The organism is Actinomadura sp. NAK00032 (assembly GCF_013364275.1).
In the GTDB taxonomy this organism is placed as follows: Bacteria; Actinomycetota; Actinomycetes; order Streptosporangiales; family Streptosporangiaceae; genus Spirillospora.
The window spans coordinates 4056850-4081649 of sequence record NZ_CP054932.1; the positions used below are offsets into that span (position 1 = coordinate 4056850).

General features: G+C 73.3%; 23 protein-coding genes. 13 read left to right on the plus strand and 10 right to left on the minus strand.

The features are described from left to right. Positions 1 to 3 precede the first annotated feature (3 nt). The 3 genes from secF (at position 4) to HUT06_RS18945 (ending at position 4547) form a co-directional block, all read left to right on the plus strand. Positions 4 to 1194 (plus strand): protein translocase subunit SecF, encoded by a 1191-nt coding sequence (gene secF, locus HUT06_RS18935; RefSeq protein WP_176196954.1) that lies wholly within the window; start codon positions 4 to 6, stop codon positions 1192 to 1194. Between the two features lie 18 nt (positions 1195 to 1212). Further along, complete coding sequence (locus HUT06_RS18940) at positions 1213 to 1737, plus strand: adenine phosphoribosyltransferase (RefSeq protein WP_176196955.1); 525 nt, start codon at positions 1213 to 1215, stop codon at positions 1735 to 1737. Positions 1738 to 2372: 635 nt separating this feature from the next. Beyond that, on the plus strand, positions 2373 to 4547 hold the full coding sequence (locus HUT06_RS18945; RefSeq protein ID WP_176196956.1) for a bifunctional (p)ppGpp synthetase/guanosine-3',5'-bis(diphosphate) 3'-pyrophosphohydrolase: 2175 nt from the start codon (positions 2373 to 2375) through the stop codon (positions 4545 to 4547). 62 nt (positions 4548 to 4609) lie between these two features. On the opposite strand, the gene aspS is transcribed toward HUT06_RS18945, so the two are convergent. Genes aspS through HUT06_RS18960 form a run of 3 tightly spaced genes read right to left on the minus strand, consistent with a single transcriptional unit; the run spans position 4610 to position 8354 of the window. Beyond that, positions 4610 to 6370: an aspartate--tRNA ligase gene (gene aspS, locus HUT06_RS18950; protein WP_176196957.1), complete on the minus strand. Its 1761-nt coding sequence runs from the start codon at positions 6368 to 6370 to the stop codon at positions 4610 to 4612. After that, positions 6367 to 7647: a histidine--tRNA ligase gene (gene hisS / locus HUT06_RS18955; protein WP_176196958.1), complete on the minus strand. Its 1281-nt coding sequence runs from the start codon at positions 7645 to 7647 to the stop codon at positions 6367 to 6369. The genes aspS and hisS overlap by 4 nt, the downstream gene beginning before the upstream one ends. A gap of 11 nt (positions 7648 to 7658) precedes the next feature. Further along, positions 7659 to 8354 carry an MBL fold metallo-hydrolase gene (locus HUT06_RS18960; RefSeq protein WP_176196959.1) on the minus strand — a complete coding sequence of 232 codons (696 nt, stop codon included), beginning with the start codon at positions 8352 to 8354 and terminating at the stop codon, positions 7659 to 7661. A gap of 214 nt (positions 8355 to 8568) precedes the next feature. On the opposite strand from HUT06_RS18960, the gene HUT06_RS18965 reads away from it, so the two are divergent. After that, the gene (locus HUT06_RS18965) at positions 8569 to 9315 is read left to right on the plus strand and encodes a peptidylprolyl isomerase (protein WP_176196960.1); all 747 of its coding nucleotides are present in this window, start codon (positions 8569 to 8571) and stop codon (positions 9313 to 9315) included. A gap of 72 nt (positions 9316 to 9387) precedes the next feature. Beyond that, positions 9388 to 10623 carry a DUF349 domain-containing protein gene (locus HUT06_RS18970; RefSeq protein ID WP_176196961.1) on the plus strand — a complete coding sequence of 412 codons (1236 nt, stop codon included), beginning with the start codon at positions 9388 to 9390 and terminating at the stop codon, positions 10621 to 10623. Between the two features lie 210 nt (positions 10624 to 10833). Here HUT06_RS18970 and HUT06_RS18975 read toward each other — a convergent pair whose 3' ends face one another. The 4 genes from HUT06_RS18975 to HUT06_RS18990 form a co-directional block, all read right to left on the minus strand. After that, positions 10834 to 11397, minus strand: coding sequence for a TIGR03086 family metal-binding protein (locus HUT06_RS18975; RefSeq protein ID WP_176196962.1), 564 nt, complete (start codon positions 11395 to 11397; stop codon positions 10834 to 10836). Positions 11398 to 11609: 212 nt separating this feature from the next. Continuing rightward, complete coding sequence (locus tag HUT06_RS18980) at positions 11610 to 12230, minus strand: DUF305 domain-containing protein (RefSeq protein ID WP_176196963.1); 621 nt, start codon at positions 12228 to 12230, stop codon at positions 11610 to 11612. Then, on the minus strand, positions 12227 to 12844 hold the full coding sequence (locus tag HUT06_RS18985; protein WP_176196964.1) for a DUF3105 domain-containing protein: 618 nt from the start codon (positions 12842 to 12844) through the stop codon (positions 12227 to 12229). Before HUT06_RS18985 ends, HUT06_RS18980 begins: the two co-directional genes overlap by 4 nt. A 103-nt stretch (positions 12845 to 12947) precedes the next feature. Further along, complete coding sequence (locus HUT06_RS18990) at positions 12948 to 13352, minus strand: hypothetical protein (protein ID WP_176196965.1); 405 nt, start codon at positions 13350 to 13352, stop codon at positions 12948 to 12950. Positions 13353 to 13594: 242 nt separating this feature from the next. Here HUT06_RS18990 and HUT06_RS18995 point away from each other — a divergent pair, with 242 nt between their 5' ends. From HUT06_RS18995 to HUT06_RS19025, 7 genes are all read left to right on the plus strand, one after another. Further along, positions 13595 to 14857, plus strand: a complete 1263-nt coding sequence (locus HUT06_RS18995) for a replication-associated recombination protein A (protein WP_254715775.1) — start codon at positions 13595 to 13597, stop codon at positions 14855 to 14857. A gap of 103 nt (positions 14858 to 14960) precedes the next feature. Beyond that, a complete protein-coding gene (locus HUT06_RS19000) occupies positions 14961 to 15377 on the plus strand; it encodes a DUF948 domain-containing protein (protein ID WP_176196966.1) in 417 nt (138 codons plus the stop codon). Beyond that, the gene (locus HUT06_RS19005) at positions 15374 to 15709 is read left to right on the plus strand and encodes a hypothetical protein (RefSeq protein ID WP_176196967.1); all 336 of its coding nucleotides are present in this window, start codon (positions 15374 to 15376) and stop codon (positions 15707 to 15709) included. The genes HUT06_RS19000 and HUT06_RS19005 overlap by 4 nt, the downstream gene beginning before the upstream one ends. Positions 15710 to 15711: 2 nt before the next feature. Then, positions 15712 to 18381 (plus strand): alanine--tRNA ligase, encoded by a 2670-nt coding sequence (gene alaS / locus HUT06_RS19010; protein WP_176196968.1) that lies wholly within the window; start codon positions 15712 to 15714, stop codon positions 18379 to 18381. Positions 18382 to 18421: 40 nt separating this feature from the next. Further along, complete coding sequence (ruvX, locus tag HUT06_RS19015; protein WP_176196969.1) at positions 18422 to 18880, plus strand: Holliday junction resolvase RuvX; 459 nt, start codon at positions 18422 to 18424, stop codon at positions 18878 to 18880. Continuing rightward, the gene (mltG, locus tag HUT06_RS19020; RefSeq protein WP_176196970.1) at positions 18877 to 20046 is read left to right on the plus strand and encodes an endolytic transglycosylase MltG; all 1170 of its coding nucleotides are present in this window, start codon (positions 18877 to 18879) and stop codon (positions 20044 to 20046) included. The genes ruvX and mltG overlap by 4 nt, the downstream gene beginning before the upstream one ends. Continuing rightward, a complete protein-coding gene (locus HUT06_RS19025; protein WP_254715267.1) occupies positions 20019 to 20861 on the plus strand; it encodes a shikimate dehydrogenase in 843 nt (280 codons plus the stop codon). The genes mltG and HUT06_RS19025 overlap by 28 nt, the downstream gene beginning before the upstream one ends. 26 nt (positions 20862 to 20887) lie before the next feature. On the opposite strand, the gene HUT06_RS19030 is transcribed toward HUT06_RS19025, so the two are convergent. After that, the gene (locus tag HUT06_RS19030) at positions 20888 to 22255 is read right to left on the minus strand and encodes a prenyltransferase/squalene oxidase repeat-containing protein (RefSeq protein WP_176196971.1); all 1368 of its coding nucleotides are present in this window, start codon (positions 22253 to 22255) and stop codon (positions 20888 to 20890) included. Positions 22256 to 22423: 168 nt separating this feature from the next. Between HUT06_RS19030 and HUT06_RS19035 the strand changes: the two genes are divergently transcribed. Continuing rightward, a complete protein-coding gene (locus HUT06_RS19035) occupies positions 22424 to 23143 on the plus strand; it encodes an HIT family protein (protein WP_176196972.1) in 720 nt (239 codons plus the stop codon). Here the strand turns inward: HUT06_RS19035 and HUT06_RS19040 are convergent. Beyond that, the gene (locus HUT06_RS19040; protein WP_176196973.1) at positions 23119 to 24054 is read right to left on the minus strand and encodes a PfkB family carbohydrate kinase; all 936 of its coding nucleotides are present in this window, start codon (positions 24052 to 24054) and stop codon (positions 23119 to 23121) included. The genes HUT06_RS19035 and HUT06_RS19040 overlap by 25 nt on opposite strands. A gap of 10 nt (positions 24055 to 24064) precedes the next feature. Then, positions 24065 to 24559, minus strand: a complete 495-nt coding sequence (locus tag HUT06_RS19045; RefSeq protein WP_176196974.1) for an NUDIX domain-containing protein — start codon at positions 24557 to 24559, stop codon at positions 24065 to 24067. Positions 24560 to 24800: the final 241 nt, after the last annotated feature.

Genomic DNA, 24800 nt, shown 5'->3' on the forward strand with positions numbered 1-24800 from the left:
CCCATGGGACTGCGCGCGGCCACCTCGCGGCTCTACCGGGGCGAGATCAGCGCCGACATCGTCGGCCGCCCGAAGATCTGGTACACCATCTCCGGGCTGCTGCTGGCGCTGTCGATCGCCGGCCTGCTCGTCCAGGGGCTGAACTTCGGCGTCGAGTTCAAGGGCGGCTCCGTCTTCACCTTCAAGGCGCCGAGCGCCTCGATCGAGCAGGTGCGCACCGCCGTCGGCGACGGCGGCGCCCACCAGGTGATCGTGCAGAAGGCGGGCGAGGACTGGCGGGTCACGACCGAGAGCCTGACCTCCTCCCACGTCACCGAGGTCAAGACGAGCATCACCGAGGAACTCAAGGTTCCCGCCGCCAAGGTCAGCACCCAGGTCGTCGGCGCCTCGTGGGGCGGCGAGATCCAGAAGAAGGCCTGGCAGGCGCTGATCGTCTTCATGATCTTGATCATCGCCTACCTGTCGGTGGCGTTCGAGTGGCGGATGGCCGTGGCCGCGGTGGTCGCGCTGGTCCACGACCTGGTGATCACGGCGGGCATCTACGCCTGGTCCGGCTTCGAGGTCACCCCCGCGACGCTGCTCGGCTTCCTGACGATCCTCGGCTACTCGCTGTACGACGCGGTCGTGGTCTTCGACATGATCAAGGAGGTCACGAAACCGCTCGGCCCGGCCTCCAAGACCACCTACAGCGAGGCCGCGAACCAGGCGCTCAGCAGCACGCTCGTCCGCTCGCTGAACACCTCGCTGGTGGCGATCCTGCCGGTCGGCGCGATCCTGTTCATCGGCACCACGCTGTTCGGCGCCGGGACGCTGAAGGACCTCTCGCTCGCGCTGTTCGTCGGCATGATCGTCGGGACGTACTCCTCGATCTGCGTGGCGACGCCGCTGCTCGTGCAGTTCAAGGAGCGCGAGCCGAAGTACCGGCAGATCCGGGAGAACATCGCCCGCCGGGAGCGGAACGCCTCCAAGCAGGTCAAGACCGCCAAGGTCAAGGCCGGCGCGGGAGCGCCGGGCACGCCCGCCGGCGGCGGCGCGGGCGGCGGTGACGCGGGCGGTAGTGCCGCGGACGACGACGCCTCCGACGACCGCGGCGAGGACGTGCGCAGCACCGTCACGGTGCGGAAGGTCGTGCAGACCGGGTCGCGGCAGCAGCCCAAGCGAGGGTCGCGGCAGCAGCGCCGCGGCGGCAAGTAGGCGGGGGAGTACCGGAACGTGGACCTCGGAAAGCTGATCCAGGAGCGGATCCGCGACATCCCCGACTATCCGAAGCCCGGGGTGATGTTCAAGGACATCACCCCGCTGCTGGCCGACCACGTCGCGTTCGCCGGCGTGGTCGACACGATCGTCAACCACCACGGCCGCGGCACCATCGACAAGATCGTCGGTATCGAGGCGCGCGGGTTCATCCTCGCCGCGCCCGTCGCCTACCACTTCGGCGCCGGGTTCGTCCCGGTGCGCAAGAAGGGCAAGCTGCCCGCGGCGACGCTCGGGGAGACCTACGAGCTCGAGTACGGGACCGAGACGATCGAGATCCACGCCGACGCCCTGGAGCCCGGCGACCGCGTGCTGATCGTCGACGACGTCCTGGCCACCGGCGGGACGGCCCGCGCCGCCGCCGAACTCGTCCGCCGCGGCGGCGGGGACGTGGCCGGGCTGTCGGTCCTGCTGGAGCTGTCGTTCCTGCACGGGCGCGACAAGCTGGGGAATCTGGACGTCCATTCGCTGGTTACGGTCTAGTAGGAAAAGCCCGCCGGATACACTGGCGCAATCAGGTCCGGTGGGACGGGCGCTCCCCGCGGGGTGTGCAGGGCGGCGCCCGGATGGACAGAGGAGGCTGGGTGCCCGGTGAGGCGGTATCGACCGGCGCGGTGAGCGACACGGCCGCGGCGCACAAGGCGGCGGCGCGTCCGGCGCGGGAGACCGCGGGGGAACGGGCCGTCAAGGCGGCCGGGGCCTCCACCGCGCCACCGCGGCGGCCCGACCACCTGCCGCCGCCGCAGCCGACCGGGCCGCCCGCCGAAGGCCCCCCGGCCGCCGAGACCCCCGCCGGCCGGACCCCCGCGAGCGAGACACCGGCCACCGAGACACCGGCCACTGACGAACCGGCCGATGCGGAACCGGCCGACGCGAAACCGGCCGGCCGGGCCGGCGCCGCCGGTCCCCCCGCCACCGACGACCCCCCGAAGGGGAGGCCCGCCGCGCGGGCCCCCCGACCGCAGAGCCCCCCCGCCGAGGCCCCAGGATCCACGGAGGACGCCGATGGCGCGTCCAAGCCCGATGCCCCGTCCAGGCCCACGCCGGCCACGATCCCACCGTCCGCCGCCCGGGTGCGCCGAAGACTCGCCAGGCTGGGCGCCCAGCGCGGATCCGCTATGAACCCGGTACTCGAACCACTGATCAAGACGGTCCGCAACACCCACCCCAAGGCGGACCTGCGGCTCATCGAGCGCGCCTACGACGTCGCCGCGCACTACCACCGCAACCAGAAGCGCAAGAGCGGCGACCCGTACATCACGCACCCCCTCGCGGTCGCGACGATCCTCGCCGAGCTCGGCATGAACACCGAGACGCTCTGCGCGGCGCTGCTGCACGACACCGTCGAGGACACCCCCTACACCCTCGACCAGCTCAGCGCCGAGTTCGGCGACGAGATCGCCGCGCTGGTCGACGGCGTCACCAAGCTCGACAAGGTCAAGTACGGCGAGGCCGCCGAGGCCGAGACCGTCCGCAAGATGGTCGTGGCGATGTCCCGCGACATCCGCGTCCTGGTGATCAAGCTCGGCGACCGGCTGCACAACATGCGCACGCTGCGCTACATGCCGCGGCACAAGCAGGAGAAGAAGGCCCGCGAGACCCTGGAGGTGTTCGCGCCGCTCGCGCACCGCCTCGGGATGAACACGCTGAAGTGGGAGCTGGAGGACCTCGCGTTCGCCACGATGTACCCCAAGCGGTTCGACGAGATCGCCCGCCTGGTGTCCGAACGCGCCCCGCGCCGCGACGTCTACCTCCAGGAAGTGATCGAGAACGTCTCCACCGACCTGCGCGACGCCCGGATCAAGGCGACCGTGACGGGCCGGCCGAAGCACTACTACTCGATCTACCAGAAGATGATCGCGCGGGACGTCTCCTTCGACGACATCTACGACCTGGTCGGCATCCGGGTCCTCGTCGACAGCGTCCGCGACTGCTACGCCGCCCTCGGCTCGATCCACGCGCGGTGGAACCCGGTCCCCGGCCGGTTCAAGGACTACATCGCGATGCCGAAGTTCAACATGTACCAGTCGCTGCACACCACGGTGATCGGCCCCGAGGGCAAGCCCGTCGAGCTGCAGATCCGCACCTGGGGCATGCACCGGCGCGCCGAGTACGGCGTCGCCGCGCACTGGAAGTACAAGGAGGAGACGGTCGGCGGCCGCAAGGCCGGCGACATGCAGTGGCTCCGCCAGCTCCTCGACTGGCAGAAGGAGACCGCCGACCCGGCCGAGTTCCTGGAGTCGCTGCGCTTCGACCTGTCGGTCTCCGAGGTGTTCGTGTTCACCCCGAAGGGCGACGTGATCGCGCTGCCGCAGGGCGCGACGCCCGTCGACTTCGCGTACGCGATCCACACCGAGGTCGGGAACCGATGTATCGGCGCCCGCGTCAACGGGCGGCTCGTCCCCCTCGAATCGGCCCTCGACAACGGCGACACCGTCGAGGTGTTCACCTCCAAGTCGCCGGACGCGGGCCCCTCCCGCGACTGGCTCGGGTTCGTCAAGAGCGCCCGCGCCCGCAACAAGATCAAGCACTGGTTCTCCAAGGAGCGGCGCGACACCGCGATCGAGTCCGGCAAGGACGCCATCGCCCGCGCGATGCGTAAGCAGAACATGCCGCTCCAGCGGATGATGTCCGGCGAGGCGCTGCTCGCCCTCGCCCGCGACATGCGCTACCCGGACGTCTCGTCGCTGTACGCCGCCGTCGGCGAGAGCCAGGTCTCCGCGCAGCACGTCGTCCAGCGGCTGGTCGACGCCCTCGGCGGGGTGGAGAGCGCCGAGGAGGACCTCGCCGAGATCGCCCTGCCGACCCGCCGCAAGCGGAGCCGCCCCGCCGGCGACCCGGGCGTCGTCGTCGCCGGCGACCCCGACGTGTGGGTACGGCTGTCGCGCTGCTGCACCCCGGTGCCCGGCGACGACATCGTCGGCTTCGTCACCCGCGGGCACGGCGTGTCCGTCCACCGCGCCGACTGCGCCAACGTCGCCAGCCTGAAGTCGCAGCCCGACCGGCTCATCGACGTCAAGTGGTCCCCGAGCGAGGACTCGGTCTTCCTCGTCGCCATCCAGGTCGAGGCGCTCGACCGGCCCCGGCTGCTGTCGGACGTGACCCGCGTCCTGTCCGACCAGCACGTCAACATCCTGTCGGCCTCGGTCACCACCACCCGCGACCGGGTGGCCGTCAGCCGCTTCACCTTCGAGATGGGCGACACCAAGCACCTCGGCCACGTGCTGAAGGCCGTCCGCTCCATCGACGGCGTCTACGACGTCTACCGGGTGACGAGCGGCGCCGCGCGGTAGCGCCGGGAGCGAGCGAAGGGCGGCCGCCGATCGGCGGCCGCCCTTCGACGTGCCGGGACGGGTCAGTCCTCGGCGGGCTCGTCCTCGGGGACGACGTCCACACCGGCCTCGGCGCGCTGCTGCGGGGTGATCGGCGTCGGCGCGGCGGTCAGCGGGTCGTAGCCGGACGCGGCCTTCGGGAAGGCGATCACGTCGCGGATCGAGTCCTGCCCGGCGAGGAGCATGACCGTGCGGTCCCAGCCGAACGCGATCCCGCCGTGCGGGGGCGGGCCGAACTTGAACGCCTCCAGCAGGAAGCCGAACTTCGACTCCGCCTCCTGCTTGGACAGGCCGAGGACGTCGAAGACGCGCTGCTGCATCTCGGCGCGGTGGATGCGGATGGAGCCGCCGCCGATCTCGTTGCCGTTCAGGACGAGGTCGTAGGCGTCGGCGAGGGCGCTGCCGGGGTCCTCGTGGAAGGTGTCGGCGTACTGCGGCTTCGGCGCCGTGAACGGGTGGTGGACGGACGTCCAGCCGATCTGCTCGCCCTTGTCGTCCTCGACGGGCTCGAAGATCGGGGCGTCCACGACCCAGACGAACTTCCACGCGGACGCGTCGATCAGGTCGCGGCGGCGGCCGATCTCCAGGCGGGCGGCGCCGAGCAGCTCCTGGGTGGCGTGCCGCTTGCCGGCGCCGAAGAAGACCGCGTCGCCGGGGGCCGCGCCGGTCACGCCGGCCAGCCCCGCCTTCTCGGCGTCGGACAGGTTCTTCGCGACCGGGCCGCCGAGGGTGCCGTCCTCCTGGACGAGCACGTACGCGAGGCCGCGGGCGCCGCGGGCCTTCGCCCAGTCCTGCCAGCCGTCCAGCTCCTTGCGGGTCTGGGCGGCGCCGCCCGGCATCACGACCGCGCCGACGTACGGGGCCTGGAACACGCGGAACGACGTGCCGGCGAAGTACTCGGTCATGTCGGTCAGTTCGAGGCCGAAGCGCAGGTCGGGCTTGTCGGAGCCGTACCGGGCCATCGCGTCGGCGTAGGTGATGTGGGGGATCGGGCGGGGGATCTCGTAGCCGGCGATGTCCCGCCAGAGCCGGGCCACGAGGTCCTCGCCGACCGCCAGGACGTCGTCCTGGTCGGCGAACGACATCTCGATGTCGATCTGGGTGAACTCGGGCTGCCGGTCGGCGCGGAAGTCCTCGTCGCGGTAGCAGCGCGCGATCTGGTAGTAGCGCTCCAGGCCGCCGACCATCAGCAGCTGCTTGAACAGCTGCGGCGACTGCGGCAGCGCGTACCAGTGGCCCGGCTTGAGCCGGACGGGGACGAGGAAGTCGCGGGCGCCCTCGGGCGTCGACCGGGTGAGGGTCGGCGTCTCCACGTTGACGAAGCCGTGCTCGCGCATCACCTCGTGGACGAGGAACGACGCCTCCGAGCGGATCCTCATCGCGCGGGCGACGGCGTCGCGGCGCAGGTCGAGGTACCGGTACTTGAGCCGGATCTCCTCGTTGACGTTCACGTCCCCCTCGATGGGGAACGGCAGCGGCGCCGCGTCCGACAGCACCTCGATGTCGGCGGCGGCGACCTCGATGTCACCGGTGGGCAGCTCGGGGTTCTCGTTGCCCGGCGGGCGGACGCGCACCTCGCCGACGACCTTCACGCAGAACTCCGAGCGCAGGTCGTGGGCGGCGTCCTCCTCGCGGAAGACGACCTGCGCGGTGCCGGACGCGTCGCGCAGGTCGATGAACGTGACGCCGCCGTGGTCGCGGCGGCGGCCGACCCAGCCGGCCAGCGTGACCTGCTGCCCGGCGTGCTCCTTGCGGAGCGTGCCCGCCTCGTGGGTGCGGATCATTGGGAGAGCCTCTCCTTCAGCGTCGTGATGAGGTCGGGGAGCGGGACGGCGGTCTGCTCGCCCTCGGCCAGGTCCTTGACCTGGGCGACGCCGTCCGCGATATCTCGCTCCCCGAGGATCACGGCGTAGCGGGCGCCGGAGCGGTCCGCGTCCTTCATGGCGCCCTTCAGCTTCTTGCCGCCGAACGCCATGTCGGCGGCGATCCCGGCGCGGCGCAGCTCGGCGACGAGCGCGAACATGCGGCGCTCGGCGGCGTCGCCGAGCGCGACGCCGAACGCCTCGCAGCGCGGCTTCGCGGCGAACGCCGCGCCCTCCCGCTCCTGCGACTCGGCCTCCAGCGCCAGGATGGTGCGGTCCAGGCCGAGGCCGAAGCCGATGCCGGGCAGCGGGGGGCCGCCGATGTCCTCCGAGAGGCCGTCGTAGCGCCCGCCGCCGCCGATGCCGGACTGGGCGCCGAGCAGCGGGTGGTCGAACTCGTAGGTCGTCCGGGTGTAGTAGTCCAGGCCGCGGACGAGGGTGGGCGTGTCCTCCCACGCGATGCCGAGGTCGGCGAGCAGCTCCCGGACCCGGTCGTGGTGGGCCTTGCACGCGGGGCACAGGTGGTCGGCCATCAGCGGCGCGCCGGCGAGCTGCTCGCGCACCTTGGGGCGCTTGTCGTCCAGCACCCGCAGCGGGTTGATCTCCACGCGGGCGCGGGTGTCCTCGTCCAGGTCGAGGCCGCGCAGGAACTCCTGCAGCAGGGCCCGGTAGGCGGGACGGCACTCGCGGCAGCCCAGCGAGTTCAGCAGCAGCCGCACCCGGCTCAGCCCGAGGGACCGGTACCAGTTCGCCGCGATCGCGATGGTCTCGGCGTCGACCCGCGGGTCCTCGCTGCCGATCGCCTCCAGGTCGAGCTGGTAGAACTGCCGGTAGCGGCCCTGCTGCGGGCGCTCGGCGCGGAACGCGGCGCCCGTCGTCCACACCTTCACCGGCAGCGCGCCCTTGTGCAGGTTGTTCTCCAGGACGGCGCGCAGCACCGACGCGGTGAACTCGGGGCGCAGCGTCAGCGACCGGCCGCCCCGGTCCTCGAAGGTGTACATCTCCTTGGACACCACGTCGGTGGACTCGCCGACGCCGCGCCGGAACAGGTTGGTGTCCTCGAAGACGGCCAGCTCCAGGTAGCCGTAGCCGGCCAGCCGCGCCTGCTCGGCGAACGCCTCCCGGATGGCGTAGAAGAGGTCCGCGCGCGGCGGGACGTATTCACTGACCCCCTTGGGGGCCCGGAAGCTCGAACTCATGGTCTCTTGGCTCAGAATCCCTTGTTGGGTCCGTCCGCGGGCGTCAGCTCCGAGAGGAACGGATTCGTGGCGCGCTCGCGGCCGATTGTGGTCTGCTCACCGTGGCCGGGCAGGACGGCGGTCTCGTCGGGCATGCTCAGGCACACCCGCGACAGGCTGGCGAGGATCTCCTCGTACGAGCCGCCCGGCAGGTCGGTGCGCCCGATCGACCCCGCGAACAGCAGGTCGCCGGTGAACATCACGTCCGGGACCTGCTCGGTCTTCGGGGTGCGGAACGTCACCGACCCGGGGGTATGGCCCGGCGCGTGGTCGACGGTGAAGCTCAGCCCGGCCAGCTCCAGCGCCGCCCCGTCCGCGAGCTCGCGCACGTCGTCCGGCTCGGTCAGCTCCAGGCCGCCGAACAGCTGCTGCCCGGGGCCGAGCGACAGGCCCTTCGCCGGGTCGGTCAGCAGGTCGCGGTCGTCCGGATGGACGTAGGCCGGGACGTCCTTGGCGCCGCAGACCGGCGCCACCGACCAGACGTGGTCGATATGGCCGTGCGTCAGCAGCACCGCGACCGGCTTGAGCCGGTGCTCGCGCAGGATCTCCTCGATCCCGGCCTCGGCGTCCTGCCCGGGATCGATGATGACGCACTCCTCACCCGCGGCGGGCGCCACGACGTAGCAGTTCGCGGCGAACGATCCAGCGGGGAACCCGGCGACGAGCACGGTCGTCCTTCCATAGAACCAACTCGGGTGGGCGTGTCCGAGGGTACCGGCGGCGCCGCGGCCACCGCGAACGAGATAGGGCCGTCGCCGTGTCGTGTTCCGGCCCCCGCCCCGGCGCCCGGCGGCGCTCCCTGAACGCGGAGGCGCGTTTACTCCCGGGTACCGCTACTATGCGCTGCACGTTCACCTGATCACACCGGAGAGGCGAGGCACCGTGGCGGGGAAGGACCGCAAGAAGCAGCTCGCGCGGCAACGGTACGAGCGGCAGCAGCAGCGCCAGGCGCAGGAGGCGGCGCGGGCGCGCCGACTGAAGATCATCGGCTCGGTGGCCGCGGTGGCGGTGGTCGTCGCCGGCGTCGCGGTGTTCATGGTGCTCAGGGAGGACGAGTCGACCGCCGCCGGCCCGCAGTGCGTCTACAAGAGCGACACGCAGGGCGGCGCGCCGAAGGACGTCGGACGCCCGCCGGGCGAGCCCGCGCACCCCGGCATCGTCCAGGCCACGCTCAAGACGAACCAGGGCGCGGTGGAGATGCAGCTGTACGGCGACAAGGCGCCGTGCACGGTGAACTCCTTCGCCTTCCTGGCGCAGAAGAACTTCTACGACAAGACCGAGTGCCACCGCATGACCAGTGGCGGCCTCAACGTGCTCCAGTGCGGCGACCCGACGGCGTCGGGCAGCGGCGGGCCCGGCTACCGGTTCGCCAACGAGAACACCGACGGCGCCACCTACACCGAGGGCACCCTCGCGATGGCGCACTCGAGCCAGCCGGACTCCAACGGCAGCCAGTTCTTCATGGTCTACAAGGACTCGCAGCTCCCGCCGGACTACACGGTGTTCGGAAAGATCACCAAGGGGCTGGACGTGCTCAAGAAGATCGCCGCGGGCGGGTCGGACCCCAAGGGGGACGGCAAGCCCAAGAAGAAGGTCGAAATCCAGGACGTCACGATCGCCGGGAAATAGGCGAACGGGATACTAAGGTGTGGAGGGTCCGGAGAGCGTAAGTTGTCCGGACCCGCGATTCAGGAGGCAAGGGTGTCCAGCGCGACCGATCCCTGGGGCCGGGTGGACGAGGACGGCACCGTCTATGTCAGGACGTCCGACGGCGAGCGGGTCGTCGGCTCCTGGCAGGCCGGCGCGCCCGAAGAGGCCCTGGCCTACTTCAAGCGCAAGTACGACGCGCTCGCCACCGAGATCGGCCTGCTCGAGCAGCGGGTCCGCACCACCGACCTGCAGCCCGCCCAGGCCCAGCAGAGCATCGACCGGCTCCGCGAGGCCGTCGCCGAGGCGCACGCCGTCGGCGACCTCGGCGCGCTCGCCCGGCGCCTGGACGGCCTGACCGGCCAGGTCGGCCGGCGCCGCGAGGAGGTCAAGGCCCAGCGCGAGCAGCACCGCCACGAGGCCCGCGAGGTCAAGGAGCGGATCGTCGCCGAGGCCGAGCGCATCGCCGCCGAGGAGACGCACTGGAAGAACGGCGGCGAGCGCCTCCGCCAGCTCGTCGAGGAGTGGAAGGCCGCCGACCGCATCGACCGGCCCACCGAGACCGCCCTGTGGAAGCGGCTGTCGTCCGCCCGCAACGCCTTCACCAAGCGCCGCAAGGCCTACTTCGCCACCCTCGACGACCAGCGCGAGGAGTCCCGCCGCGAGAAGGAGCGCCTCGTCGCCGAGGCCGAGGCGATGGCCGGCTCCACCGACTGGGGCGAGACCGCCGCCGCCTACCGCGACCTGATGCGCCGCTGGAAGCTCGCCGGGCGCGCCTCCCGCGACGCCGAAGAGGACCTGTGGGCCCGCTTCAAAGGCGCCCAGGACACCTTCTTCCAGGCCCGCGGCGCCGCGTTCGCCGAACGCGACGCCGAGTTCCGCGGCAACGCCGAGGAGAAGGAGAAGATCCTCGCCGAGGCCGAGCGCCTGCTGCCCGTCAAGGACGTCCGGCAGGCCCGCCAGGCGCTGCGCGCGATCCAGGAGCGCTGGGAGGCCGCCGGCATGGTCCCCCGCGACCAGCGCGACCGCCTCGAAGGCCGCCTCCGCAAGATCGAGGACACGGTCCGCTCCGCCGAGGAGAACGAGTGGCGCCGCACCAACCCCGAGGCCCGCGCCCGCGCCGAAGCCACCGTCGGCCAGCTGCGCAGCTCCATCGAGCAACTCGAGAAGCGCCTCGGCAAGGCCCGCGACGCCGGCCGCGACAAGGACATCAAAGAGGCCGAGGAAGCCCTCAACGCCCGCCGAGCCTGGCTGGAAGAAGCAGAACGCACGCTGGCGGAATTCTCGTAACTTCCAGGGGGGCGACCCCCTGGAACCCCCGTCAACGACCGAGAGGCCGTTTCGCGAGCCGCTGGCGCGTCTCGCGAAACGGCCTCTCGGTCGGCGGGTTGGGCGGCCTCCGGGCGCTGGGCGCCCTCCGGCCGCCCAACCCGTGACCCTGTGGCTGAGGTTCGACCTGCCGGGGCTTGGGTTCAACCTGCCGGGGCTTTGGGGGCTTGTTCAGGTTCTGCGGCCTAGGAAGGCGAGCATTCTTGTTTGTTCGTCTGCGCCTTGGGGGGCTGGTCTGGGTGGGGCCAGGTGGCCTTTGGCGCGTAGAGGCGCTGCTACCACCTGGGCCGTTGCGAAGGCGTGATGCACCAGGTCTGGGTCCAGGCGTGAAGGTTGTGCGGTGGCCTTGGCCAGGTCCCAGGCGTGTACCAGCGGCTCCAGGATGTAGCCCTCCAGGTAGTCGGCCAATGGCAGGTCGCCCAGGCCGCCGAAGGGGATGGGGCGGCGCAGGGCGTCGGGGGTGAGGGCCGCGGCGCACTCCTTGCGGGCCGTGCGCCAGCTCATCAGGACGTCGCCCGGGACGAAGCGCGCCGGGTCCCGGTTGACGTCCGGCTCGGGCTCGCCGCCGGCCAGCGCGCGGATCAGGTGCTGGCCGCCGGTCACATGGCCGGCGACGTCCCGCGCAGTCCAATCCGCGCAGGGCGACGGCGCGTCCCAGCCGTCGCGGGACACGCCGGCGACGAGGCCCTCGAACAGGTCGAGGGCCCGGTGGTAGCCGCTGAGGTTGTGAGCCATGGTGGTCAGTGACCCGCGATCCGGCCGCGCTGTCAAGCGCTATCGGCAAGCTAGCGGTCACGGGTCACGGGTCGGGCGGCCGGAGGGCGCTCTAGCGCCCGGAGGCCGCCCGACCCGCCGGGCGAGAGGCTGTTTCACCGAGACGCGCCAGCGGATCGGGGAAACAGCCTCTCGCCCGCTGACGGGGGTTCCAGGGGGTCGCCCCCCTGGGCTTAGCGAGCCCCTCGTTCGCGGAGCATCGTGTTCATCAGTGTGATCTCCGACCGCTGGCCCTCCACCATGGTGCGGGCCAGGCGCCGGACCCGGTCGTGCCCGGTGCGGGCCAGCACCGCCTCCGCCATGTCGACCCCGCCGCGGTGGTGGGCGATCATCAGCCGCAGGAACCCGACCTCCGCGTCCTCGCCCGACGCCTTCTCCAGGTCGGCGAGCTGCTCGCGGGTGGCCATCCCCGGCATGGCGGACGCGCCGGCCCGGTGCCCGCCGTGCCCCGACATCCAGCGCATGGGGCCGGACGGGTCGGTCTTCGGCAGCTCCCACTCGTCCAGCCAGGCCGTCATCATGCCGATCTGCGCCTGCTGGGTGGTGATGATGTCGTAGGCCAGCAGCTTCACATCGGCGTCGCCGGTGCGGTCCCGGACGATGAACGACATCCGCACCGCCTGCGCGTGGTGGGCGCTCATGTCGCGGGCGAAACCGGCTTCGGGGCCGTCCGTGCCGGGCCGGTCCGAGCGGGCGACCGCCAGCGCCACCAGGACGGCGCCGACGGCCAGGACGAGCACCGCGAGGACGGCGGTGGCCCGCCGCCCGCGCGGTGCCGCGGTGCCCTCGCTCACGCCGCGTCCTTGGCGCCGTTGCAGGCCGCGCCCGGCTCCGGCGTCTGCGGGCCCTTGACGTAGGCGCGCAGGAACGCGTCCACCCGCTTGTCGGAGGCGTCGTCCAGCTTGAGCTGGTGGCCCCAGGCGGTGAGCTTGACCGGCGCGTCCTGGGACGGGTAGGGGCTCAGCATCGTGTAGTCGGTGCCGGAGACCTTGGCCTTGAGCGCGTCGAGCTGCCCGGCGGCGAGGCCGGGGCGGTAGGTGATCCAGACGGCGCCGTGCTCCAGGGAGTGCACGGCGTTCTCGTTCTGCAGCGGCGTGTCGTAGACGCGGCCGTCGCAGTTCTGCCACATGGGGTTGTGGTCGCCGCCCATCGGCGGGGCGTCGTCGTACTTGACGGCGCCGGTGGTGTGGTCGCGGCCGAGGTCGTCCTTGGACACCACGCCCGCGATGGACGAGTCCGCGGACGACGACCTGGTCTGCATGAACGTGAAGCCGATCGCGACCACCGCCACCAGGCCGATGACGGTGAAGAAGGCGATGCCGCCCCACGGGATCTCGCGCTGCGTCAGCGCGTTCTTCTTGCGGGCGTTCTGGTTGCGTGCGTTCTTGACACGGGCGCTCTTGGACATGGGAGCGGTCCTCTCAGGGGTGCTGTGGATCCGTACGGGGATGCGGGGCAGCGCCGCATCGCGACGGCGATACGGCGGTGCGTGCGGCCTTACGGCCGGCTCATCACAGCCGGAGCACCTGGAGGACGGGTGGGAACAGGGCGGACGGCGCCGTACCGGGCGGCGGCGCGAGGGACCAGCCGTTCCGCGCGGGCAGGCGGGACAGCGGCCGGCGCAGCCCGACGGCGAGCGCGAGCAGCAGGAGGGTGAACAGGACGGCCACGCACAGGCAGAGGTCCAGCGGCAGCGCGGGCGCCTTGTCGGGCGCGCTGAGCGCCGCGGCGGCGTGGACGGCGTCGCCGGAGGCCGCCGCGGTGCCGACGGGCACGGTCACGGCGTGCTCGGTGCACACGCGGAGCGGCGGGCCGTGGCCGCCGAGCCCGTAGCTGAACACCAGCCCGGCCACGACGAACAGCGCCACGAGCAGCCCAGCCGTCCCGTGGCGACTCCGAGGGGCCGTACCGGACACCGTCACGCTCCTGAAATGCGCCTTCCGGGCTGTTCCAACGCCGGAGCCTACCCCCGGGTTCCCCGTCCCGGCCTGTCCGAGCCGCGAGATAGTGTCGGAGCGTGACCAGCAGGGCGGAATCGGGCGAGCCGGAGGGCCTTTTCGACGCGCCGGGGCGGGAGCCGTCCGGCCCCGCGGCCGCGACTGCGGCCGTGCCGCCCGCTCCCGCCGCGCCGGGCGCGGAGCAGCCGCTCGCGGTGCGGATGCGGCCCCGCGCCCTCGACGAGGTCGTCGGGCAGGGGCACCTGCTCGGCCCGGGCACCCCGATCCGGCAGCTCGTCGACCGGGACGTGCCGATGTCGCTCGTCCTGTGGGGCCCGCCGGGGACGGGCAAGACGACGCTCGCCACGGTCGTCAGCCAGGTCACGTCCCGCCGGTTCGTGGAGGTCTCCGCCGTCAGCGACGGGGTCAAGCGGGTCCGCGCCGAGATCGACCTGGCCCGCCGCGAACTCGGCATGACCGGCCGGCAGACGGTCCTGTTCGTCGACGAGGTGCACCGGTTCAACAAGGCCCAGCAGGACGCCCTGCTCCCCGCCGTGGAGAACCGGTGGGTGTCCTTCATCGGCGCCACCACCGAGAACCCGTTCTTCTCCGTCATCAGCCCGCTGCTGTCGCGATCGCTGCTGCTCACGCTGGAGCCGCTCGGCGACGACGACCTGCGCGAGGTGATCCGCCGGGCGCTCACCGAGGAGCGCGGCCTCGCCGGCGCGGTGACCCTCGACCCCGCCGCCGAGGACCACCTCGTCCGGCTCGCCGGCGGCGACGCCCGCCGCACCCTGACCTACCTGGAGGCCGCGTCCCTCGTCGTCGACGAGGGCGGCGCCATCGACGCGGACGTGCTGGAGCGGGCCGTCGACCGGGCCGCCGTCCGCTACGACCGCGAGGGCGACCAGCACTACGACGTCATCAGCGCGTTCATCAAGAGCATCCGCGGCAGCGACGTCGACGCGGCGCTGCACTACCTCGCCCGCATGATCGAGGCCGGGGAGGACGCGCGGTTCATCGCCCGGCGGCTCATCGTGCACGCCAGCGAGGACGTCGGGATGGCCGATCCGACCGCGCTGCAGACCGCGGTCGCCGCCGCGCAGGCGGTGGAGTTCGTCGGCCTGCCCGAGGCCCGCATCAACCTCGCCCAGGCGGTGATCCACCTGTCCCTGGCGCCCAAGTCCAACGCGGTGATCACGGCGGTGGACGGGGCGCTCGGCGACGTCCGCAAGGGCCTCGCCGGGCCCGTCCCCAGGCACCTGCGCGACGGGCACTCCAAGGGCTCCTCGAAGCTCGGGCACGGAAAGGGCTACAAGTACGCGCACGACCACCCCGGCGGGGTGGTCCGGCAGCAGTACGCGCCCGACTCCGTGGACGGACGGGAGTACTATCGCCCGACCAGGCACGGCGCCGAGTCGCGCTTCACCGAGGTGCTCGCGCGGATCCGCTCGGTGCTGCGCGGCACCGGGGACCGGCACTGATCGTTCCCGCGGGTCCGGTGATACCGCCACAAGGCCGTGCCGACCGGTAAGGTCTGTCACGCCGTTACCGGCCCGAACCGAATTCGCACGAACGGAAAGCCCGATGCTCACTGGTGGACAGCTGGCAGGTCTCATCGTGGCCGTGTTCTGGGCGGTGCTCGTCGCGTTCGTCGCGCTGACCCTGCTGAAGCTCTCCCGGCTCCTCGGCGAGGCCGGCGACGTCGTCCGCGAGCTCGGCGACCAGGCCGGCCCGCTGATGGACGACATGGCCCGGACGGTCAAGCGCGCCAACGAGCAGCTCGGCCGCACCGACGCCATCACCAAGCAGGTCGCCGGCGTCACCCAGAACGTCTCCGCCGTCACCACCGTCATGACGTCCGTGGTGGGCGGGCCGCTGGTGAAGGCCGCGGCCTTCTCCTACGGCGTCCGCAAGGCCCTGAAGAACGGCGACGGCGACGGGCGCGCCGCGTCCGGCCGGCCGCAGCTTCAGGCCCGCTCCACGGGGAAGGGACGCCGATGAGGCGGCTGTTCTGGCTCTCCGTCGGCGCCGGTGCCGGCGTCTACGCCACCCACCGCGTCAAGCGGCGCGTCGAGCGGGTCGCGCGGAGCCTGTCCCCCGAGGGGGTCGCGATGCGCGCGGTGGCGACCGGCAAGGGCACCGGCGAGCGGTTGAGGCATTTCGCCGCCGACGTCCGTACCGAGATGCGGGCCCGCGAGGAGGAGCTGCGCGAGGCCGTCCGCATGGACCAGGCTCCGCCGGACGCCGAGGTCCCCGGGCTGCGGGGCGCCCCGCCCCGCCGGGTGCTGAAGGCGCGATACACGATCATCGACGACGACAAGGATGGCCACTGATCATGGAGTCGGCAGAGGTCGCACGCCGCTTCCTCAGGTTCTTCGAGGAGCGCGGGCACACGGTGGTGCCCTCGGCCAGCCTGGTCGCCGAGGACCCGACCCTGCTGCTGGTGAACGCCGGCATGGTCCCGTTCAAGCCGTACTTCCTCGGCCAGCGCACCCCGCCGTCGGTGCGGATGACCAGCGCGCAGAAGTGCGTGCGGACGCCCGACATCGAGGAGGTCGGCAAGACCACCCGGCACGCCACGTTCTTCCAGATGCTGGGGAACTTCTCGATCGGCGACTACTTCAAGGAGCAGGCGATCCCGTTCGCCTGGGAGCTGCTGACCCGCTCCCGCGAGGACGGCGGCTTCGGGTTCCCCGAAGAGAAGCTGTGGGTCACCGTCTTCCAGGACGACGACGAGGCGCGGGGCATCTGGCACGACAAGGTCGGCGTCCCCCTCGAGCGCATCCAGCGGCGCGGCATGGAGGACAACTTCTGGTCGATGGGCGTCCCCGGCCCGTGCGGGCCCTGCTCGGAGATCTACTACGACCGCGGCCCCGAGTACGGCCGCGAGGGCGGCCCCGTCGCCGACGAGGACCGCTACCTCGAGGTCTGGAACCTCGTCTTCATGCAGTACGAGCGGGGCCCGGGGGAGAGCAAGACCGACTTCCCGATCCTCGGCGACCTGCCCGCCAAGAACATCGACACCGGCATGGGCCTGGAGCGCATGGCGGCGATCCTGCAGGGCGTCGACAACATCTACGAGACCGACACGCTGTGGCGGGTCCTCGACCGCGCCGCGGAGCTGACCGGCGCCAAGTACGGCCGCGAGCACCGCGCCGACGTGTCGCTGCGCGTCGTCGCCGACCACGTCCGCAGCGGCACGATGATGGTCGCCGACGGCATCCGCCCCGGCAACGAGGGCCGCGGCTACGTGCTGCGCCGCATCCTGCGCCGCTCCATCCGCAACCTGCGGCTGCTCGGCGGGCAGGACGCCGGGCTCATGCACGAGCTGACCGCCGTCGCGATCGGCGCGATGGGCGAGCAGTACCCGGAGCTGGTGCGCACCGCCGCCAACATCCACACCGTCATCGACGCCGAGGAGGACTCCTTCCTCCAGACGCTCCGCACCGGCACCGCCATCTTCGACACGGCGGTCGAGGAGACCAAGCGGTCCGGCGGCGCGACGCTGGCGGGCGCGCAGGCGTTCAAGCTCCACGACACCTACGGCTTCCCGATCGACCTCACCCTGGAGATGGCGTCCGAGCAGGGCCTCCAGGTCGACGAGGACGGCTTCCGCCGGCTCATGCAGGAGCAGCGGGACCGAGCGAAGAAGGACGCCCGCGACAAGAAGACCGGCAACCTCGACGTCTCCGTGCTGGACGAGCTGCTCACCGGCGCCGGCGGCAGGGTCGACTTCACCGGCTACGGCAGCCTCGCCGGGGACGCCCGCCTCGTCGGGCTGCTGGTGGGCGGCGCGAACGCGCCCGCCGCCGGCGAGGGCACCGAGGTGGAGGTCGTCCTCGACCGCACCCCGTTCTACGCCGAGGGCGGCGGCCAGCTCGCCGACCACGGCCTGATCCGGCTCGGCAACGGCGCCGTCATCGAGGTGACGGACGTCCAGTCGCCCCTCGCCGGGCTCATCGTGCACCGCGGGCGGGTCCGCACCGGCGAGGCGCAGGCCGGCGACACCGCCTACGCCGAGGTCGACGTGGAGCGGCGCCGCGCGATCTCCCGCTCGCACACCGCGACCCACCTGGTGCACGCCGGGTTCCGCCGCGCGCTCGGCGAGTCCGCGGCGCAGGCCGGCTCGGAGAACTCGCCCGGCCGGTTCCGGTTCGACTTCACCGCCTCCGGCGCCGTCCCGCCGAGCGTGCTGCGCGACGTCGAGGACGAGGTCAACGAGGTGCTGGTCGGCGACCTGGACGTCCGGGCGTTCCACACCTCGATCGACGAGGCCCGCGCGATGGGCGCGCTCGCGCTGTTCGGCGAGAAGTACGGCGACGAGGTCCGCGTGGTCGAGGTCGGCGACTACTCCCGCGAGCTGTGCGGCGGCACCCACGTCGCGCGCTCCGGGCAGCTCGGCCTGGTCAAGGTGCTGGGCGAGTCGTCGATCGGCGCCGGTGTCCGCCGCGTCGAGGCCCTCGTCGGCATCGACGCGTTTCGGTTCCTGGCCCGCGAGAGCGTGCTCGTCGCGCAGCTCGCCGAGCAGATGAAGGCGCGCAAGGAGGAGCTGCCCGAGCGGATCTCCGGCGTCGTCGCCCGGCTGCGGGACGCCGAGAAGGAGCTGGAGAAGCTCCGCTCCCAGCAGGTCCTCGCGATCGCCGGGTCGCTCGCCGGCGCGGCGGCGGACGTCAACGGCATCGCGTTCGTCGGGCATCGCGCCCCGGACGGCACCGGCGCCGACGACCTGCGCAAGCTCGCCGTCGACGTGCGGGGCCGGCTGACGGCCCGGCCCGCGGTCGTGATGGTCGCGGGCGTCCCGAAGGACCGCCCGGTCGTGGTCGTCGCCGTCACCGAGGGGGCGCGCGAGCGCGGCCTCAAGGCGGGCGCGCTGGTCGGCCTCGCCGCCAAGGCCCTCGGCGGGGGCGGCGGCGGCAAGGACGACCTGGCGCAGGGCGGCGGCGCGAACCCGGCCGCCGTCGGCGACGCGCTCGCCGCGGTCGAACGAGCAGTAGGGGCCGCGTGAGCCCGGCATCACGGGGCATGACGCGACCGGAGCCGGCGCCATGAGACAGGGCGTGCGGCTCGGGGTCGATGTGGGGAGCGTGCGGGTGGGGGTCGCCAAGTGCGACCCCGGGGGAATCCTCGCCTCTCCGCTGGAGACCGTGAAGAGCGGGAAGGGCGACGTCGACCGGCTCGTGGCGCTCGCCGCCGAGTACGAGGCGATCGAGGTCGTCGTCGGCCTGCCGACGTCGCTGTCGGGCCGGGAGGGCCCGGCCGCCGCGTCGGCGCGCAGGTTCGCGTCGCGGCTCGCCGACCGGCTCCCCCCGGAGACGGTCCGGCTGCACGACGAGCGGCTCACCACCGTGACCGCCGAGAGCGGCCTGCGGGCCGGCGGCGTGCACGGCCAGGCGCGCCGCAAGGTCGTCGACCAGGCCGCCGCCGCGGTGCTGCTCCAGGCCGCGCTCGACGCGGAACGGTTGACGGGCAACCCCCCAGGGGAGATCGTCCGGGGGAGCTCATGAACGACTTGGACCTGTTCGAAGACCCGTACCGCGATCCGTACCGGGAGGGCCGGCCGCCTCAGCAGCGCGGCAGGCGCGACCAGCGGCGCGTCCGCAAGCGGCAGAAGCGGCGCCGCCGCAACGGCCGTGCCGCGGCCCTGTTCGCGATGGCGTTCCTGGTGGCGGTGTTCGGCACCGGCGGCGTCCTCGGGTACGCGTGGCTGGACAACAAGCAGCACCCGCCGGACTACGACGGCCAGGGCGCCGGCAAGGTCACGGTCCAGATCAAAGAGGGCGCCAGCGGCTCGCTGATCGGCGCGACGCTGGAGGAGCACCGCGTGGTCAAGAGCGCCCGCGCGTTCGTGAAGGTGTACACCAAGGAGAAGCGGGCCTCCAGCATCCAGCCGGGCTTCTACCAGATGCGGCTGAAGATGTCGTCGGCCGCGGCGATGTCGCTCCTGCTGAACCCGAAGTCGCGGGCCGGGAACCAGATCACGATCCCGGAGGGCAAGCGGGCCGTCGAGACCTACGAGCTGCTGGCGAAGAAGACCGGCATCCCGGTCAAGGACTTCCAGCGGGCCGCGAAGAAGGGCAAGGAGCTCGGGCTCCCGTCGTACGCGAAGGGCAAGGTGGAGGGCTACCTGTTCCCGGGCCGCTACGACCTCGACCCGAACGGCTCGGCCGAGGGGATCCTCAAGCAGATGATCGCGCGCTTCAACGAGGAGGCGAGCAGCAGCGACCTCGTCGCCAAGGCCCGCGAGGCGAAGATGAACCCGGCGACGGTGATCACGCTCGCCAGCCTCGTCCAGGCCGAGGGCGGCAAGCCCAGCGACCTGCCCAAGATCGCCCAGGTGATCTACAACCGGGTGGAGAAGGGCATGAAGCTGCAGTTCGACACCACGGTGCTGTACGCGCTGAACGAGCGGCGGCTGACGGTCACCGAGAAGGACCTGCTGACCCCGTCGCCCTACAACACCTACCTGCACGCGGGCCTGCCGCCCGGCCCGATCTCCAACCCCGGGCCGGCGGCGATCGAGGCGGCGCTGAACCCCGAGGAGGGGACGTGGCTGTTCTTCATCGCCACCGACCCGACCAACAAGATCACCAAGTTCGCCACCACGGAGGCGCAGCGGGTGAAGATCGAGGAGGAGTTCCGGGAGTGGCAGCGCAAGCACCCGGGGCAGTGACCCGCGCCGCGGTGCTGGGGTCGCCGGTCGCGCACTCGCTGTCGCCGGCGCTGCACCGCGCGGCGTACGCGGCGATGGGCCTGGACGGCTGGTCCTACGAGGCGGTCGAGTGCGGCGAGGACGGCCTCGCCGCACTGCTGGACGGCCTCGGCCCCGAATGGGCGGGCCTGTCGCTGACCATGCCGCTCAAGCGGGTCGCCCTCGACCTCGCCGACACGGTGTCCGACCTCGCGGCGCGGGTCGGCGGCGCGAACACGCTCGTCCTGCGGGACGGTCGGCGGCACGCCGACAACACCGACGTGCACGGCATCGAGACCGCGCTGGCCGAGGCGGGCGTGAAGGCCCCGCCGTCGGCGCTGGTGCTGGGCGGCGGCGCGACCGCGGCGTCCGCGCTGGCCGCGCTCGCCCGGCTCGGCACGGCGGAGGCGGTGCTCGCCGCGCGGACCCCCGAGCGCGCCGCCGGCGCCGCCGCGGTGGGGGAGCGGTCCGGCCTCGCGGTCCGGGTCGTGCCGCTGGACCGGGTCGCCGCGCACCTGCCGGCCGACCTGGTGGTGTCGACGCTGCCGGGGCGCGCCGCCGACGCGCTCGCCGAGCCGGTCGCCGGGTCGTGCGCGGCGCTGTTCGACGTGGTGTACGCGCCGTGGCCCACGGCGCTGGCGGCGGCGGTGGAGCGGGCCGGCGGGACGGTCGTGGGCGGCTTCGCGATGCTGCTGCACCAGGCCGTCCGGCAGGTGGAGCTGATGACGGGCCGCGCGGACGTCCCGGTGGCGGCGATGCGCGCCGCCGGGGAGGCCGAGCTGGCCCGCCGCGCCTGACGCCACCGCCGCGCCCGACACACCGGTCACGGCGGTGCGGGCGGCGGGCCGCGCGGGGTGCGGCGCCGCTTCACCGACTCGTCGACGCCGGTGAGGATGACCGGCAGGATCACGCTCAGCCAGAAGTCCTTCCAGGCCCACAGGCCCGCGGCGACGCCGAGCGCGCTGGCCGCGCACACGAGGCTCAGCAGGAACGCCGCCCAGTGCCGCCGGGCGAGGCCCACCGGGTCGACGAGCCGGCGCCGCGGCAGCAGCTCGGCCAGCGCCCGCTCCCGCGCGTGCGACCGCTTCACGACGGTCGCGTCCGGCAGCCAGTGCAGGACGTCGGCGGCCCCCGCGAGCGGGACGCGGCGCAGCGCGATCAGCGTCTCCAGCCGCCACCACAGCGTCCACAGCGACGTGCGCCCGCCGCCCGGCCGGCCGTTCCAGCGCGGGTCGGCGAACTCGCTGCGCGTGAGCGTCCGGAACGCCCGCGCGACGACGGGCCCGTGCGGGCCCCGCGGGTCCTTCAGCAGCGCGGTCAGCGCGATGGGCAGCCCGTAGTGCCACAGGGCCAGCCGCCAGACCGGTTCGGGGTCCGCGCCGGGCTCGGCGGCGCCGGCGCCGTGCGGGGAGACGTCGTAGGTCTCGATCCAGGTGTGGTCGTCCTCGGGGTCGAGGTGCTCCAGCAGCCAGTCGTAGGCGTCCAGCAGCCGCTCGGTCCGCAGCTCCGGGCGCGCCTCGGCCAGGGTCACCAGCGCGAACGCGGTGTGGGTGACGGTGGGCGGGGACTCGGGGGTCGGGCCCCAGCCGGGGCGGTGCGCGGTCCGGTCGGCGGTCAGCCACTCCACGCCCCGGTCGACCGCCGGGTCGTAGGGGTTGAGCTGGCTGAGCGCGCGCAGCGCCAGGCAGGTCAGCCACACCCGCGACGGGCAGCCGCCCAGCGAGCCCCAGCCGCCGTCGGGGTTCTGGTTGCGCAGCAGCCACCGGTAGGCGCGCCGGGTGTCGGGGGCGTCCTCGCGCAGGTCGCAGCGGGCGCGGGCGAGGAACCGGGCGATCCAGCCGGTCGCCTCCACCACCGGCATGCCGAGGCTGGTCTTGGTGGCCCACCCGCCGTCGCGCAGCGCGTCGCCGGAGCGGGTCTGCCGGGCGGCGAGGAAGGCCAGCCCGGCGTCGAAGTGCTCGAAGGGGCGGCCCGCCTCGGTGAACGCCAGCAGCCCGAGCGCCGTCGCGGTGGTGCCGGGCTCGGGCCGCGCCAGCTCGTGGTACCAGCCGCCGCCGGAGCCGAGCGCGGGCGCGTAGGTGTCGCGCAGGACGTCGAGCGACTCGTTCAGCCGGGTCTCGAGGACGGCCATGTCGATGGCGGGGACGTCGGCGCGGGGTGCCGGCCGGAAAGGCGGAGGTGTCTGGTTCACTCTGGTTCGATGTAGTTTGTTGTTCTTTTTCCTTTTTGTTCCCGTGAGGGCAGACTTTGTACCCCGCGGGTGCCATGTATGTAGCCGCGGCCGCACAGATCGCCGGGGCCGGCCGGCGGGCACGCTGGAGGGGAGCGATGCCCCCGTCCCCCTGGCGCTGGAGGAGGCTTGGCCGAGCCGACGGCGTGGCGCGAGCCGGGTCACGACTGCGTCCTGTGCCCGCCCCTGCGGTTCCGCTTCAACGGCATGGCCGGCCTGCCGGGCGAGACCGGCGTGATCGCCCGCGACCGCGACTTCCTGCTCATCCCGGACGTGGCTCCCCTCGTCGAGGGCCACGTCCTGCTGGTGACCCGCGACCACCACGCCTGCGCGGGGGAGTTCGGCCCGCGGATGTGGGCGCGGGCGCTGCGGTGGCGCGACCGCGTCGCCGGGCTGTACCGCGCCGCCTACGGGAGCGGTGAGCTGCTGCTGTTCGAGCACGGGCCCGCGACCCCGCAGGGCGGCGGCGCGTGCATCGACCACGCGCACTGGCACCTGCTGCCGGGCACGCCCGGCGTCCGCGCCGTGGTCGAGGGGTGGGGACGCCCCGGGACGCCCGCCGGCCGCGCCGCCCTGCGGGACCGCCTCCGCGCCGGCCGCTCCTACCTGCTGATCGAAGAGGCCGGCGCCATGACCGTCCACCCGGGGGACGGCGCCGAGAGCCAGCTCCTGCGACGGGCCGCGGCGGTCGCCCTCACGGCCGCCGGGGCGGGTGAGGCATGGCGCTGGCAGGAGACGTTCGGCCTCCCCGCGAGCAGGCGGCGCTTCCTACGCACTCTCACCGCGCTGCGCGCCGCCCGCGCGGGGCTCCCGCCGGGCGATGGTCAGCCGTCCGAGAGCCACCAGTAGAGCTCGCACGCGGCCAGCCGGTCACCGAAACCCGCGCGCTCCACACCGTCCCCGTAGCCGGTCGGGTACTCCATCAGCAGCCGCCCCCGTTGGTAGGCGAGCACCCGCTCCAGGGACGTCGGGCCGAACCGCAGCAGCCACAGCGGGCGGCCCGGCACGGCGCCGTCCAGCACCGGCAGCAGCCCGCGCGGCGCCTCCCCGCCGGCCGGCGGCGGCCGCCCGAGCAGGCGCGCCAGCGTGTGCGCCTCGGAGAAGACCAGGCCGGCGCGGGCCAGCGCCGGCAGCACGTCCGCCGCCGGCAGGCGCGCGTCGATGTCGTGCGGGACGAGGTCGAAGGCGACCCGCGTCCCCGCAGCGGCCGCGATGCGCGCCGCCTCCTCCAGCGCCGCCCGCGACACCGGGGACAGCACCGAGTACCCGTCGAGGGCCAGCACGTCCGCGTCCGCGATCGCGGGGGCCGCCGCCGCGACCTCCGCCGCGGTGAGGCGGCGGCCGGGCGGCTCGTCCTGGACGACCAGCAGCCGCACCCCCGGCCCGGCGCCGCGCGGGCGGTCGCGCAGCATCACCGACACGCCGTTCGGCGCGCCCTCCTCGACCGCGAGGTGGTCGGCCGCGCCGATGCGCCGCAGCTCCCGCCGGATGACCGGGGTGTACGCGTCGTCCCCGACCTTCGCCAGCACCCCCACCCGGCGGAAGCGGCGGGCCGCGCACCGGGCCAGGTTGACCGCCGTCCCCGCGACCACCGCGCGCGCCGGGGCGTAGCACAGCCGGTCGGCCCGCAGGTCGGCGAACCGCGCGTCCGGCAGCGACGCGCGGACCTCGATCCCCGCGTCGCCGATCACGAGCAGCCCGAACCGGCGCTCGGCCGCGCCGTCCAGGCCCGGCCACTCGGCGGGCGAACGCGGCGGCACCACGCCGCCGTCAGCGGGCCGCCGCCAGGAACGCCCGCATCACCGGGCGCAGGCTCGGGATGAGGTCGTACCCGCCGATCTCCGCCAGGGGCACCCAGGCGCAGCCGTCCAGGTGGTCGCCCGCGTCCTGGTTGCCGAGGGTCGCGTCCAGCGTCACCGGCCGGCAGCGGCGCGCCGCCGCGACGACCCGCACCCGCGCGCCGCGCGGCCCGCCGCGGTCGGGCATGAACCACTGCCACAGATGGAACGGCGGCCCCGGGTCGATCTTGAGGCCGACCTCCTCCCAGACCTCGCGCCGGATGTGGTCGTCGAGATCGAGGTCGGCGGCCACCTCCAGGCGCCCGCCGGGCACCTCCCAGCGGCCCGGCTGGAACGGGTCGGACGCGGACTTGCGGACCAGCAGCAGCCGCCCGCCGGACACGATGAACGCCTTCTGCGCGAACTGCAGCGCGACCGGCGCCAGCGCGGCGAGGGGGCCGGCGGAGCCGGCGTCGACCGGGGGCATCGCGGGAACAACCTCCCTGGTGCCGGCCCCACGGGGCCGTCTCCGCTCCACCGTAACAACGACCGCCCCGCGCGCCGAGACGCCCGCCGGGCCACAACACCCTCACCTCCCCGCCCGTCCCCACCGCCCGGAGCCGCGCGCGGAACCCGCGCCCGCGGCGGGGATCCGCCGGGGAATGGCGGGCGCCTCGGTGCTGTTGTGGAGGGTGGCGTACCTCACCGAGGCGTACTCGCCGAGGGGG

Bases quoted from the DNA above. Each gene is read 5' to 3' on its own strand.
- secF (WP_176196954.1), top strand. From the start codon at position 4: ATGGGACTGCGCGCGGCCACCTCGCGGCTCTACCGGGGCGAGATCAGC.
- HUT06_RS18945 (WP_176196956.1), top strand. From the start codon at position 2,373: ATGAACCCGGTACTCGAACCACTGATCAAGACGGTCCGCAACACCCAC.
- aspS (WP_176196957.1), bottom strand. From the start codon at position 6,370: ATGATCCGCACCCACGAGGCGGGCACGCTCCGCAAGGAGCACGCCGGG.
- hisS (WP_176196958.1), bottom strand. From the start codon at position 7,647: ATGAGTTCGAGCTTCCGGGCCCCCAAGGGGGTCAGTGAATACGTCCCG.
- HUT06_RS18975 (WP_176196962.1), bottom strand. From the start codon at position 11,397: ATGGCTCACAACCTCAGCGGCTACCACCGGGCCCTCGACCTGTTCGAG.
- HUT06_RS18985 (WP_176196964.1), bottom strand. From the start codon at position 12,844: ATGTCCAAGAGCGCCCGTGTCAAGAACGCACGCAACCAGAACGCCCGC.
- HUT06_RS18995 (WP_254715775.1), top strand. From the start codon at position 13,595: ATGCGGCCCCGCGCCCTCGACGAGGTCGTCGGGCAGGGGCACCTGCTC.
- HUT06_RS19000 (WP_176196966.1), top strand. From the start codon at position 14,961: ATGCTCACTGGTGGACAGCTGGCAGGTCTCATCGTGGCCGTGTTCTGG.
- HUT06_RS19005 (WP_176196967.1), top strand. From the start codon at position 15,374: ATGAGGCGGCTGTTCTGGCTCTCCGTCGGCGCCGGTGCCGGCGTCTAC.
- alaS (WP_176196968.1), top strand. From the start codon at position 15,712: ATGGAGTCGGCAGAGGTCGCACGCCGCTTCCTCAGGTTCTTCGAGGAG.
- ruvX (WP_176196969.1), top strand. From the start codon at position 18,422: ATGAGACAGGGCGTGCGGCTCGGGGTCGATGTGGGGAGCGTGCGGGTG.
- mltG (WP_176196970.1), top strand. From the start codon at position 18,877: ATGAACGACTTGGACCTGTTCGAAGACCCGTACCGCGATCCGTACCGG.
- HUT06_RS19045 (WP_176196974.1), bottom strand. From the start codon at position 24,559: ATGCCCCCGGTCGACGCCGGCTCCGCCGGCCCCCTCGCCGCGCTGGCG.